The organism is Clostridium polynesiense (assembly GCF_000820705.1).
Classification (GTDB): Bacteria; Bacillota; Clostridia; order Clostridiales; family Clostridiaceae; genus Clostridium_AA; species Clostridium_AA polynesiense.
Map to the genome: position 1 here is coordinate 1 of NZ_CCXI01000100.1, position 14,786 is coordinate 14,786.

General features: G+C 36.8%; 9 protein-coding genes and 1 riboswitch. All 9 genes read right to left on the reverse strand.

Translation table 11 applies throughout. The features are described from left to right. A partial coding sequence (locus TA89_RS09130; protein WP_040212746.1) for a phosphoribosylformylglycinamidine synthase occupies window positions 1-2,149 on the reverse strand: 2,149 nt, incomplete at its 3' end. Between the two features lie 856 nt (window positions 2,150-3,005). After that, window positions 3,006-3,980 (reverse strand): lipoate--protein ligase, encoded by a 975-nt coding sequence (gene lplA, locus TA89_RS09135; RefSeq protein WP_040212747.1) that lies wholly within the window; start codon window positions 3,978-3,980, stop codon window positions 3,006-3,008. A 4-nt stretch (window positions 3,981-3,984) separates the two neighbouring features. Continuing rightward, window positions 3,985-5,412, reverse strand: a complete 1,428-nt coding sequence (lpdA, locus tag TA89_RS09140) for a dihydrolipoyl dehydrogenase (RefSeq protein WP_040212749.1) — start codon at window positions 5,410-5,412, stop codon at window positions 3,985-3,987. 1 nt (window position 5,413) lies between these two features. Further along, window positions 5,414-6,874, reverse strand: a complete 1,461-nt coding sequence (gcvPB, locus tag TA89_RS09145) for an aminomethyl-transferring glycine dehydrogenase subunit GcvPB (protein ID WP_147590101.1) — start codon at window positions 6,872-6,874, stop codon at window positions 5,414-5,416. Then, window positions 6,871-8,211, reverse strand: a complete 1,341-nt coding sequence (gene gcvPA, locus TA89_RS09150) for an aminomethyl-transferring glycine dehydrogenase subunit GcvPA (RefSeq protein ID WP_040212751.1) — start codon at window positions 8,209-8,211, stop codon at window positions 6,871-6,873. The genes gcvPB and gcvPA overlap by 4 nt, the downstream gene beginning before the upstream one ends. A gap of 2 nt (window positions 8,212-8,213) precedes the next feature. Further along, window positions 8,214-8,597, reverse strand: coding sequence for a glycine cleavage system protein GcvH (gene gcvH / locus TA89_RS09155; RefSeq protein WP_040212753.1), 384 nt, complete (start codon window positions 8,595-8,597; stop codon window positions 8,214-8,216). Between the two features lie 44 nt (window positions 8,598-8,641). Beyond that, complete coding sequence (gcvT, locus tag TA89_RS09160; protein WP_040212755.1) at window positions 8,642-9,733, reverse strand: glycine cleavage system aminomethyltransferase GcvT; 1,092 nt, start codon at window positions 9,731-9,733, stop codon at window positions 8,642-8,644. Between the two features lie 93 nt (window positions 9,734-9,826). Beyond that, window positions 9,827-9,920: riboswitch (glycine riboswitch) on the reverse strand. Between the two features lie 335 nt (window positions 9,921-10,255). Next, on the reverse strand, window positions 10,256-10,633 hold the full coding sequence (locus TA89_RS09165) for an Ig-like domain-containing protein (RefSeq protein WP_040212758.1): 378 nt from the start codon (window positions 10,631-10,633) through the stop codon (window positions 10,256-10,258). Beyond that, a complete protein-coding gene (locus TA89_RS09170; RefSeq protein WP_052447398.1) occupies window positions 10,620-14,660 on the reverse strand; it encodes a CehA/McbA family metallohydrolase in 4,041 nt (1,346 codons plus the stop codon). Before TA89_RS09170 ends, TA89_RS09165 begins: the two co-directional genes overlap by 14 nt. Window positions 14,661-14,786 lie beyond the last annotated feature (126 nt).

Below are 14,786 nucleotides of genomic sequence, written 5' to 3' on the forward strand. Positions count from 1 at the left end.
AGGGACTCCAATTTGCAATTTTAGGATTATACCCATAGGTCATAAGGGTTGCATCCTCAGTAGTTCCTTTTAAAACCGGTATTACTGCTGCCATTCCTTCTGCAGGGGTAAGCTGATATTTACCTCCTAAGGGCATTAATAGCGTTGATGCTCCGATGGTGGAATCAAATCTTTCAATAAGTCCTTTTTCGCTGCATAGGTTTAAATCCGATAAAAGCTTTTTAATGCTAAGTTCAAAGCTGCTTTCCTTATCTTTTTTATAATTACCAAAATAATTTTCTTTTTTATCAGGGGCCTTAACATATACCTCTGCATAGCTTTTTGCTCCATTAGTATCTAAAAATTCTCTTTTAAGGCTTACAATATTCTTTCCTCTCCAGTGCATATTCAAGGTTTTATCCTCAGTAACCACTGCTACCTTTGTAGCTTCCAGATTTTCCTCTTCCGCCAGTTCAATAAACCTCTTTTCATTTTCCTCGGAAATAACCACAGCCATTCTCTCTTGAGACTCAGATATTGCAAGCTCAGTGCCATTTAAACCCTCATATTTTTTAGGAACTGCATCTAAGTTTATATCCAAACCCGGACATAGCTCTCCAATAGCTACAGATACACCTCCAGCACCAAAATCGTTACATTTTTTAATCATTCTTGATGCTTCAGGTTTTCTAAAAAATCTTTGCAGCTTTCTTTCCACAGGAGCATTTCCCTTTTGAACCTCTGCACCGCAGTTATTTATAGATTCTAAGTTATGCTCTTTTGAAGACCCCGCTGCACCTCCGCAGCCATCTCTTCCCGTTCTTCCTCCTAAAAGTATAACTATATCTCCTGGAGAAGGATTTTTTCTAACTACCTGATCTGCAGGAACCGCTCCTATAACAGCACCTATCTCCATTCTTTTAGCCTTAAAGCCTTCATCATAAACCTCTGAAACCTGGCCTGTAGCTAATCCTATTTGATTTCCGTAGGAACTGTATCCCTGTGCTGCTCCTAAAGTGATTTTTCTCTGAGGCAGCTTGCCCTTTAAGGTATCCTCCACCCTTTCATTGGGATCTCCACTTCCTGTTACTCTCATAGCCTGGTAAACATAAGCTCTTCCGGAAAGGGGATCTCTTATAGCTCCTCCCAAGCAGGTAGCCGCACCTCCAAAAGGTTCAATTTCAGTGGGGTGATTGTGAGTTTCATTTTTAAACAAAATTAAATAATCCTCTTTTCCCTTAGAGGTTTCTATTTCAGCTTTTATAGTACATGCGTTTATTTCATCGGATTCATCTAAATCTTCTAATAAACCTCTTTTTCTAAGCTCCTTCATAGCAGCGGTGGCTATATCCATCAGCGTCATATCTCTTTCAGAAGAATAAATGTACTCTCTGGTTTTTTTATATTCTCCATATGCCTTTGAAACTGGGGCATTTAATATTCCATTTTCTATTTCAATTTTAGTGAGTTTAGTTTGAAAGGTAGTATGTCTGCAGTGATCAGACCAATAGGTATCTATTACTCTGATTTCTGTTTCTGTGGGATTTCTATGTTCATTTTTAAAATATCTCTGGCATAATTTCAAATCCTCCAAAGACATAGCCAAGGATAAATCAGAATGAAGGGCTGATAATTCTTCTTCAGTCATATCAATAAAATCATTTATGATTTTCACTTCAGAAGGAAGGGTAACAACCTTATCTAAGATTGGAATGTTTAATTGAGCTTCTCTTTTTTCTACAGGATTTATGTAATACTTCTTAATTTTTTCTATTTCTTCTTTTGTAATATTTCCTTTTAAGGCTAATATAACCCTACACTTTACATAAGGGGCATAGCCATCATTTATTACCGCAAGACACTGCATAGCCGCATCTGCTCTCTGATCATACTGGCCGGGAAGGTACTCTGCCGCAAAGACATTATATCCCTCTTTAATTTCCTCTAAATTTTTATATACTTTATCTACTGTCTTTTCTGAAAAAACTGTATAAACAGCTCTCTGAAGAAGGTCATCAGTAATATCTTCTATTAGATATTGATTGATTAAACGCACTTCTTCTAAGGCTTGTACCCTCAAATTTTCTTTGAAGTCCTCCAATAAAGCACTTGCCTCCACGTCAAAGCCTTTCTTTTTTTCAACATAAATTTCTTTATAATGCTGCAACATATTTACCTCTCCCAACCTATAAATATATTAATTATTTTTATCAAGAAATATATATCCCCTATTTAAAGGTTAAAATTAATTATTATACTTATAGCATATCAACGAGGAAGAAAAATGTCAAACTATAAATCAATTTTATTTATAATTGTTCGTGTATATTGCTATTAAATATATTTTCATTTCTATTTACGTTCGTATTTTACTCATTTATTTAGTTCTACTTTTAAATAGTTTTCAACTAAACCTACTATTATGACTGGTGGTGCTTAATCTTACAGCACCTATATGGTTCAGGAAGGATTTTTTGCATTTTTATGAAATATAGCGATTGTGGAATATTTTAAAAGGGAGTAATGTTATGGAAAACAAAAGAGAAGGGAGTGGTTTTGAAACATTGAAACCATATAGATAGGAGATTGCTTTTTTCACTTTTGTAAAGCTATGAATGTTATTGGATTAATGACGAGGATATATGGGGGTATCAGTTTGTGATAACACTTAAATTATACTTATTTAATTCAAAATACTCTAGGTGGAATTATTGGTTTTATACTATTGTATTATTTAAAGAATATAATATCTAAATTTATTCCTCTTCCAAAATTATCATTGAAACTATTCAAAAAAAATAGAACCTTTAGTAAAGATTCTCTAAAATAAGTATATATAATAAATTTTAACATATTAAAGCACGTAAAAAATGTACCCTATGGCGTAGACGTTTAAAAGGTCTATCCCATTAGGGTACATCCTATTACTCACTGCAGGTTTTTCTGGAATTTTATTTTCTTACTAATACATTCTGTATTTCTCATTTTTTGAGAGTTAATACTCACAGCCAATTTCAATACACTGACTAAAACAGCATCTCCATCAAATTATCCACAGTTATATTTGTCATATAGCTGTCTATATCAAAACCTTCAAGCGCCTCTCTGAGGCAGCTTTCATTGTGCTGCTTTCCCTTTAGGAATTCTTCCAGTCCGTGAATATCCTGCTTTCCAAAGAAGTCTCCGTAGATTTTTATATCCTGTATAATCCCTTTTGTTACTTGAAGGGTTATTTCCACGGTGCCTCCTGTGAATTTCTTTTCATTATAAAGGTTATACTTTGGAGATTTTCCATAATTCCAGTTCCAGGTACTGTACTTTTCCTCTTTAAGCTTATTAATGAAATCTATTTCCTCTTGGCTGTAGCTTTCTACCATCTTCCCCTGTTCTGCTATGATATATTTAAAAATAGCATCCTTAAAATCTAAAACTCCCAAGGGTTCTTTAAGATGATCCAAGATGTTTGTCACCCTGCTGGCTACGGATTTAACACTTTTATCAGAAAACTTAACAGCCTTTGGCTTTAAAGCTCCCGTTAAATCTGACATGTTAGAGGAAAACAAAAGTGTACCGTGATGCATCACTCTGTTTTTATGCTTGCATTGAGCATTTCCTGAAAATTTCTTTCCTTCTATGAGCATGTCATTTCTTCCTGAAAACTCCGCTTCTACTCCAAGTTCCTTCAATGCCTCTATAATTGGCTTTACAAATTTGTAGAAATCATTATAGCTGTTGTTATCATTAACTATAAAGGTGAAATTTAAATTACCAAGATCGTGGAATACCGCCCCTCCTCCGGTAAGTCTTCTTACCACCTTTATATTTTTTTCCTTAACATAATCTACATTGATTTCAGAAAGGGTATTTTGATTTTTTCCTACAATAATACAGGGTTCATTTCTCCATAGGGAAAAATATTCCTCTTCCGTATGCTTTAAAAGATATTCCTCCGCAGCAAGATTAAAATAAGGTTCTGTGGAAGTGTTGTCTATATATCTCATGCTATTATTTCCTCCTGGAGGGTACAAGATGTATGGCTTCGTTGTTTAAGCCTAATACTGCCTCATAAAAAGCTTCTGACAGGGTTGGATGAGCATGAACCATGTGCTTTACATCCTCTACCTTGAGCTTTTCATTTATGATAGGCACTGCTTCATGAATGATATCCGAAGCGTGAGGTCCTAAAATATGCACCCCTATAATCCTATTTTCTTCATCGCTTATAACCTTTATAAAGCCTTCTCCTTCTCCAAGAGCTAAAGCCTTTCCATTAGCTCCAAACAAGAATTTACTGGTTTTATAATTTACTCCCTGCTCTTTAAGCTGTTCTTCTGTTGCTCCTAAAGAGGCTATTTCCGGGAAGATAAATATGCAGTTAGGTATTAAAGTGCTGCCGGCGCTTTCAATTCCCATAATCCTTTCAGCTACCTCCACACCTTGATGAGAGGCTGCATGGGCAAGCATCCATTTTCCGTTTACATCACCTATGGCATAGATACCCTTTATATTGGTTTCAAAGCCTTTATCAGTACCGATACCTTTTCTGTCATAGATAATACCCGCACCCTCCAAGTTTAGGTTTTCCACATTAGGTCTTCTTCCTGCTGCAATAAGCACCTTACTGCCTTCAAGTAAAAGCTCACCTTTTTTGCCTTCCACCTTAACCTGCAGACCATCCTCTGTTTTTTCAATGGACTTAACCATGGCGGAGGTATGAACCTCTATACCCTTCTTTTTAAGCATAGGGTTAAGCCTCTTCACCGTTTCACCATCCACCATATTCAATATGGAAGGAAGAGCTTCAACTATAGTAACCTTAGTACCAAAGGAGTTGAATATGGCACCAAATTCCATACCTATTACTCCTCCCCCTATTACTATGAGGCTCTCGGGAATTTCCTTAAAGTTTATTATATCATCGCTGGTTAAAACCCCTTCAAGATCGGCACCTTTAATAGGAGGCACGAAGGTATGGGAGCCTGAAGCGATTATAATGCTGTCTCCTTCTACAACCTTCTCACTGCCATCCTCTAGAGTGATTTTCACCTTTTTCAGTGCTTCTTCCTTTAAGCTTTCACTATGAGCATCCTCCAAGGAAGCTTTACCATTTATTACTTCTATATTGTTTGCCTTCATAAGCTGCGCTACACCATTTACTAATTGGTTAACAATGCCGTCTTTTCTTTCCTGCATCTTACCAGCATCCAAAGAAAAACCACTCAGACCTATGCCAAAATCCGCTGATGCCTTTAAATTATTTACAAGCTCTGCATTTCTATAAAAAGCTTTTGTTGGGATACAGCCTTTATTTAAACAGGTTCCCCCTAAAGCTTCCTTTTCTATTAAGGTTACCTTTGCACCCAGCTGGGCAGCCCTGATGGCTGCAGTATAGCCACCAGGTCCCCCTCCAATTATAATAATCCTTTTTTCCATATTAGTTCTCCTGTTTGCTCCATTTTAAAACTGGATTTCTTGCTGCTCTCACTTCATCAATCCTTCTTACAGGGGAATTGTGAGGAGCGGTTTTAAATATTTCTGGATTTTCAATAGCTTCCTTTGCAATAGAATGCATAGCTTCAATAAAGGCATCCATGGTTTCTTTGCTTTCAGTCTCAGTAGGCTCAATCATAAGAGCATTGTCTACTATAAGAGGGAAATACACTGTTGGTGGATGGAAACCATAATCTATGAGTCTCTTAGCAATTTCCAGGGTTGATATTAAGGTAGATTTGTCTTTAATACCTGCAAATACCACCTCATGCTTACATACCTCATCTATTGGAAGCTTATAACTGTCTCTTAATTTTTCCTTCATATAGTTAGCATTTAAAACAGCATTTTCAGAAGCTGCCTTCAGTCCGTCTCCACCTAAGGAAAGCAGATAAGTATAGGCTCTTACCAATACACCGAAGTTTCCGTAGAAATTCTTTATTTTACCTATAGAATCTGGCCTGTCATAATCTAAATAATATTTTTCATCCTTTTCAATGAAAGGTACAGGCAGATAAGGTATCAATTCCTTTTTTACTCCTACTGGACCTGATCCCGGTCCTCCTCCTCCGTGAGGAGTAGAGAAGGTTTTGTGAAGATTTAAATGGCATACGTCAAAGCCCATATCTCCTGGTCTTGTTATTCCCATAATGGCATTCATGTTAGCTCCGTCATAATATAAAAGTCCTCCAGCCTCGTGGACAAGATTCGCTATCTCTTTAATATTCTTTTCAAATAATCCCAAGGTGCTTGGATTAGTAAGCATTAAACCTGCAATCTCATCGCTGAGTACAGATTTTAAGGATTCTACATCTACAGATCCGTCCTTTTTAGATTTTACCTCCACCACGTCAAAGCCTGCTACGGTAGCGCTGGCTGGATTTGTTCCATGGGCAGAATCAGGAACTATTATCTTAGTCCTCTTTAAATCTCCTCTATTGTTGTGATAGGCTTTTATAAGCATAAGTCCTGTAAGCTCTCCATGAGCTCCTGCTGCAGGCTGAAGAGTGAATTTGTCCATTCCCACCACTTCACATAATGCCTCAGATAAGTTGTACATAAGCTCTAAAGCTCCCTGTACAGTTTCTTCCGGCTGATATGGATGAAGCTTAGCAAAATTAGGATTGGAAGCTATATCTTCATTAATCTTAGGATTATACTTCATGGTACAGGAGCCTAAGGGATAGAATCCTGAATCTATGCTGTAGTTCTTCTTAGATAGCAATGTATAGTGTCTCACCAAATCCAACTCACTCACCTCAGGAAGTTCAATTTCTTCCTCTCTTAAATATTCCTTTGGCAGAAGCTCTGCTATTTCCTGCTCAGGTACATCTAAAGCAGGAAGTGAATAAGCCTTTCTTCCTTCGGAGGATAATTCAAAAATAACCTTATCGTAACTCATTATATCACCTCCATAATTTCAACAAACTTATCTATTTCTTCTCTGCTTCTCTGCTCTGTTACGCTTATAAGCACAGCGTTTCCATAGTCATAATCGGTTTTTTCCAGGTTAAAACCGCCTAGTATTCCTTTTTCTAAAAGCTTTGCATTGATTTCCTCTACGGATTTTTCAGTTTTTAATGCAAATTCTTTAAAGAAGGGTTTGTTGAATAAAGGCTTGAACTTTCCTGTTTTAATAAGTTGATTATATGCATAATGGGACTTTTGCAGGCACTGATTAGCAACTTCTTTTATACCCTTTTTTCCTAAGGAAGCCATATAAATAGCAGCAGCAATGGAATTTAGGGTTTGGTCTGAACATATATTTGAGGTTGCTTTTTCTCTTCTTATATGCTGCTCTCTTGCCTGAAGGGTTAAAACGAAGGCTCTCTTGCCATCTACGTCTACGGTTTCTCCCACTATTCTACCGGGCATTTTTCTCATAAGCTTGGTTGTAACAGTCATGAATCCTAAGGTTGGGCCTCCAAAATTCATGCTTCCTCCTAAAGCCTGACCTTCACCAACTACTATATCTGCTCCAAGCTCTCCAGGACTTTTTAAGGTTCCTAAAGCTATAGGGTCAACGCTCATAAGCAGCAGTGATTTATTATTATGAATTAATTTTTCTATTTCCTTTATTTCTTCAACTATTCCAAAGAAGTTTGGGTACTGAATAAGAACCCCTGCAGTATCTCCATCTATGGAATTTTGCAGTGTTTCTAAATCTGTAACTCCATCCTTTTCAGGAATTTCAGTATATTCTACATTTCTAAAGCTTAAATAGGTCTTTAAAACCTTTCTCGTTTCAGGATTTACAGTCTTTGATACAAGGACTTTTTTTCTTCTTGTGGATACTGAAGCAAGTATAGCGCCTTCCGCAGCTGCAGTTGGTCCATCATACATGGAAACATTGGAAACATCCATGCCGGTTAAATTACAGATCATACTTTGATATTCGAAAACTCCCTGAAGAGTACCCTGACTGATTTCAGGCTGATATGGAGTGTATGCTGTGTAAAACTCAGACCTGGAAACAAGGTGCTTAATTGCAGAAGGTATATAGTGGTCATAGGAGCCTGCTCCTAAAAAGCAGGTTAAATCCTCTGTACTCTTATTCTTTTTAGCCATTTCTCCCATAGCTCTTCTTACTTCAATCTCTGAGTAGCTGTCTGGAAGATTAAGTTCTCTGTTTAGCTTTACATCTTTAGGTATATCCCTAAACAATTCCTCTACGGAATCTACACCAATTGCTTTAAGCATTTCCTTTTTATCATTTTCGGTATTTGGCATGTAAGGATGCATAATTATTCCTCCTTGCTGATAAATTCTTCATATTCCTCTGCACTCATGAGTCCATCTAATTCCCCTTCATCTTGAAGTTCAACGCATATAAGCCAGTTATCATAAGGAGCATTATTAATTAATGATGGATCATCCACTGTGTCTTCATTGGACTCCACAACTTTTCCACTTACTGGAATATATATATCTGAAGCCGCTTTGACGGATTCAACCACTCCAAAAACTTCTCCTTTAGAAAACTCCTCCTCTACTTCAGGCAATTCCACATAAACTATTGACCCTAAAGATTTTTGTGCATAATCTGTAATTCCTATATAAGCCTTATTATCTTCAACCTTCAACCATTCGTGATCCTTTGTGTATTGTAAATTCTTTAATACTGACATTTTTATCTCTCCTTTAATTATAAAATTTATATATTTAAATTAACTTATTTATTTCTTACATAAAATTTTCTGCTTATAATTTTAGCTTTTGAAGTTTTATTTCTGATTTGAATTTCAAACTCCTCATCCAAACTGCTGTGTTCTATTTCTACAAGGGCAAATCCTATATTCTTTCCTAAGGTAGGTGACAGATATCCTGTGGTGACATGCCCAATTTCTTTTCCGTCCTTAACCACTTTATAACCATGCCTTGGAATACCTCTTCCTAACATTTCAAAGCCAACGATTTTTCTCTTTAACCCTTTCTCTTTTTGTTCCTTTAAAGCTTCTTTTCCTATAAACTCCTCTTTATCAAGCTTCACGAAAAATCCAAAGCCTGCTTCTAAAGGTGTTATTTCATCGGAAAGCTCATTTCCGTATAAAGGCAGGTTTGATTCAAATCTTAGGGTATCTCTTGCTCCCAGTCCTATAGGCCTAACCTCATAATTTTTTAGTATTGTCTCCCATAAATAAGATAAGTCTTCAGGCTTAGTATAAATTTCAAATCCATCTTCACCAGTGTATCCAGTCCTTGAAATCATGCAGTTTTTTCCGCTTATAATCACATCTTTTCTGGCATAAAAGAACTTAATTTCATTTAAATCTGTATCTGTCAAGCTTTGAAGTATCTCCTGTGCCTTAGGTCCTTGAAGAGCCAGCTGGGAAACTTCCTCAGAAATGTTTAAAACCTCGGCATCATATCCCTCCATATGAGACTTTATCCACTGATAATCCTTATCAGTATTAGAGGCATTAACTACCAGCAGGATATCCTCTTCTCCAAATCTATATGCAAGCAAGTCATCCACTACTCCTCCGGATTCATTGCACATAAAGGTGTAAAGAACCTGATTATCCTTCAATTTTGACAGATCATTGGTAAGTAAATGCTGACAAAGCTTCATTGCATCCTTTCCTTTAACTGATATCTCTCCCATGTGAGAAACATCAAATAAACCCGCTGCATTCCTCACTGTATTATGCTCAGCCATGATGCCTTCAAATTCTACCGGAAGTTCCCATCCTGCAAAGTCGATTACTTTACCGCCATACTTTTCATATTCATTGCAAAGCGGCGTTTTCTTTAAATTCTCCACAATAGCCCTCCTTAATTAATTATCTTTTAATAATTATTATTTGTTTTTTGGTATAATAAAAGAGAATATGATAGACATAAAAAATAGGATGCCATCATATTCTCTGTAATTTACCTGAGAGATTCTACATTATTGTATTGCTCCTACGGCGATCCGATGAACCCGGATACTTTCCAGAGTTCCATCAAGTAACGCTCCTTTTGCCTGAAAGTTTCTATAAAAAGCTAGGCATCTTTTCTATATTTCTTCTTCGGCTATCACAAAGATATCTCCCGTTACTCTCATTTGGAAATATTTATATTATAATTTAATTATATGCGTCGGTGAAATTGTTTGCAACAAATAAATTGTCAAAATTATTAAATTATTGTTAATAATAAATAATTTATTATTTAACAATGTTTATTTAAAGGTTTTATTGATAATTTATTAACAAAACACCGTGTTTTCACAAAATGTGCTAATCTGTTTTTTTTGATTATATAAGTGTTTGAAAAGTATTTTATAAAATGTTTAATTTAATTAAAAAGTAATTATATTTTTTAAAAGTTTTATTATTATAGCTGCTACATATTTAACCGCGGAATAAACCTCCGGTTTCATAACCACAACTTCACAGCTGTCGGTATACCCTCCATCTACAGTGGTTACCGTTACTGTTGCTTTTCCAGGCTTCAAAGCATGAATTTCAGCTTGATTTTTATTTTTGGAATCTATGGTTATAATGGAACTGTCTGTGCTCCATAAAACCTCTTTAATATCAGCATTTTGTGGCATTACCGAAGCCTTGAGCTTCTCTGTGCCCTTTGGCTGCATCACTATATAATGCTTATCCAACACTACAGATTTCACCGGTTTTTTTGCTATAACCACGGAACATTCAGCCTTAAAATCCTCCATCTTCAGAAATGGCAGTTATTATAGCACTTCCGGTTTTATTTGCTGTCACCATCCCCTTTTCATCTACAGAAACTATTGTCGTATCGCTGGAACTCCACAGTATATTTTTATTAGTTGCATTTTCAGGCTGGAAGCTTACCAAAAGCTCTTCACTGCCTCCGGGAAGCAAAGTTAATTTCTCTTTGTTTAAGGTTATTCCCTGCAGCGGTATGGTAATCTTAAGGATTTCTGATGTATTTCTAACCCTTATTCTATGACCTTCTGCATCCTGAGAAGCTAAACCTACAGCGCTTACTGTATCCCCTACCTTTATATTCTTGTCCCATTTTCCAAGCATTTCTTCGTTATCAGTGTCATCTCCTATATACCCATTTATATACACTCTTGCCTCTCCGCTGCCATCGTCAATATAAAGGGAATTATCTGTTGCTCGTTTAACCTCTCCTTTGATTTTCAACAGAAGTCCTTCGCTGATTTCCAGCATAGAATCACCAGTGGCGATTTCTTTAGGTTCTATTAATGAAATGCTGTCATCAATCAATTCTATATCTCTATCTTCGTTAGAAATTTGGATTTCTGTGTCTCCGTCATATTCATCTATTATTCCCGTTACTCTTACATATGATCCTAATGGCAAAGCTTTTGAAGATACACCGAATACTGTTATTCCTCCTGTATCATCCTGGATATATGCCACATCAAAGAAGGCGGTATTCTTAACGGCCGCTTTAGATGCCGCCGTAACCCTTCCTTCTACCATTACCCTTCCTTTTCCTAAGAGGTCCGGTTTTCCGTCCTTATCTTCATCGGCTCTCACTTCTCCAATGGTCTTTTTAGCCGGCATAACTGCCCAATTCAATATATTGTCCGCTATCTGTTTATTTGCATAAAGATTATCCCCTGCGGTTTCAAAATCACTGAAGAATGTAGTTCCTGATACTACCACCTTTCCCCCACCAGGTAGAATTTCCGCCGCCAGTGATGCTACATTTCCTTTTTCCACCGGAACAGCATCCTTTTGAAGGTCAGAATCAAGGGTTTCAGTGGTTTCGTGACCTTTTACCAACCACTCTACTTTACCTTCATCCCCATTATCCTTTAAAATCACTGAGCATCCGCTGTATGCACTGTAGGTTAATCCTTCAGGAATGTTTCTTGTTAAATTGTATTTTGAGGAAGTAAACCTGTTAAAGTATAGTCTGAACTCCTGTCCTCCATTGGTAGTCTTATCTATGATTTCATCATCATTAAACCTCAAATTTGAACCTATAGCTTCCAGCACCTTATTTCCCTGCATAGAGCTTTCATATATTTTTTCTGTTACTCCTTTGTCATCATAATCTGCTCTAGAGGTTATTATTAGGGAATTACCGGAGCTTACAAAATCCTTTATAACCTGAACTTCATTATCTGTATATAAGGATTTTAATAATTTGTATTTTGAATTGTCTTTGCTTTGAGGATCTGTCAATATTAGAATTTTTGCATCCTTTAAATCCTCTGCAGTAATCTCATCATTATTTTCTATAAGCATGAATTTCATTTCTCCAAGCATGGACTTAAGCATAGTCATTTTCCCTGCATAGTCTCCGGAAACATATTGATTGTAGTGTCCTGCGTCCATTACCACCTTAACTACATCCTGAGAATGAAAAACTTCTACTTTTGTGCTTTCAATGGATGACTTTTCCTCTCCATTTACATTTATTAAAACTCTTGCGTAAAGGGTATAGCTTCCTGTCTTCTCAGGGGACCATACAAAATTTGTGTCTGCTGTACCGCTGGCTGGTATACTTTGTATAATCTGTTCTCCTATTTTGTTTTCCGGAACTATATTATTGTAAAAATACTCTACCTTTAGATTTTCTATTGAATTACTGCCGTTATTATACAAAACAGTATTCATTTTAATTGGAGAGTTAAGAGTATATATATTCTGGTCAGTGGAAACTTTTGAGATTCCAGCCATCATCTGAGGCTGTCCGGTCCATACCGGTGCTGTTACAGCTATATCTTTGTCAGCCTGATCAACTCTGAGATAATAATAGGAATAATCAGGGTTAAGCTTTAAATTCCATTCTGCTGTGTTACTTGTAAATTCCTTTGAGGCAACCACTACTCCACCGTTGGATATGATTGAAACCTTTCCTATATTATCCTTTAAGTCCGGATCTGTAATTTGAATATTTACATCCAGAGCAGAAGGATTGGATAAAAATGATCCCATAACTTGATTGTTTACCTTATACATAATTCTTAAATTATTGTCCTCAGAAGCATAGGTTCTCATATTCCTTAATGCATCATATACTGATTCTCTAGTTAAATCTCCTGCCAGAACTACAGTTCTTGCTGTATTTGCCGTTACCCAATTTCCTTTATGGTTATCCTGATTATTGGTAGGAGCCAAATGCCAGCCTTTATCCAATGCCCGTGTATATTCCCCGTAGCTTGGGAAATAGCCTGAACCTCTTACAGCTCCTTCTCCATTTCCTACCTCAATTAAAGTAACCACCTTATCCACCTGAGGATCGTAGTATCCAAAGTCTGCAAAATCTCCAAAGGTTGGTCCCGGATGGTTAAATTGGGAAATAGACTGAGGAACTTTTTTAAGTTCATTGTAATACATAGGCAGATCTATAGCTTTTCCACCTATTTTGCTGTTTCTGGATAAAAATCCTTCAGTATTAAAAGTATTCAGATGCCCCCATCCTCCGGTGCTTCCACTCCAAGTCATTTCGTATCCTGCAATGGCAGCAAACTTTCCAGTTTCATTATACTTGTCTGCGGTTATATGGAGATTTTTCCACTCTGTACTGGAGCTTCCATCTAAAATTGTAGCGCTTACATCATTATCAAGAGAGTTGGAATGATCTGTTACTGCAAAAAAATCAGCTTTTGCAGTTTCCTTTGCCCATTTAAAAGCCTCCTCCGGAGTCCCCTGTCCATCGGAATAGTTGGTATGGCTATGGAGCTGTCCAAAATAAAAATTGTAGCTTTGAACTCCTACAAAGAAGTTCCAGCTATATACAGTCTTGTTTGCAGCAGCACTTTTATCTGAAACCTCCAGCTTTACAATATGCTGTCCCTGAGAAAGAGCTTCTGCAGGAGTATAAGATATATTACTTTCTGTTACCGTTGCTTTAGAGGTAACCTCTGTGTTATCCATAAAAAGCTTTATCGATTCAGCATCAATTCCTGATTTGTCGCTGTATTCTGCACTTATCAATGGTTTTGCATTGTCTCCTGTATATTCTCCGCTTTGAGGAGATACATTTTTAATATCCGGTCCTATAGTATCGGCGTAAGGATTTACCTTGACTGAACAGCTTGCAGTAAAACATCCATCCTCAGTGGAAACCTTAACAACAGTATTTCCCTCTGAAACTCCTGTAATAATACCGTTGTTTACTGCAGCTATATCAGGATTATCAGAACTCCAGCTCACTTTCTTATTTGAAGCATTTTCCGGAAGCACTGAGGCATTAATTTGAACATTGGCGCCTGAATTTACTCCCACAGCTGTTTTATCAAGGATAATTCCTGTTACCGGTACAGTTGTATTTTCACTGACAACCTCCATTTTACTTGTACTTTTAAGTCCTGCATGAGGTGTGAAGTATGGCTGCAAAGCTCCGGTGGCTTTCACTAAAACACCTAATTTACTGGGATTGTTTTTCAGTCCAAAGTTATCCCTTACACTCCCTGAGGGAAGCTGTATAAATAGCATTTTATTAATATCTTTTTCACTTTGACTTTCCGCTACGGCTAAGGCAGTATTTTCAGTAAAACCACTAAATATTACAGTAGTAGGCGAAGTTGGCTGCCCAACTATATACCCCTGCACAGTTTTTATGCTTCCATCCTGCACTCCTATTGCCTGGGTAACGCTGAAGGGACTTTCCCAGGTACCAGCACCATCCTGAGCGAATACTTTTTTAATATTTTTTGGAAATGAGGCATTAGCAAATAAAAAAGTTAATACAACAACAAAATACATGAATTTAAATTTTTTCAATCTGCTCATAAAACTCCCCTTACAATTTATTACTTAAAGGCTGAAAATTTAATTAATAACCGGTTTTCTTATGCGGTGATTATTTAGATCCTCCCCCCCTTTTATAATTAGAATTCACCGCTTAAGCACAGTAAA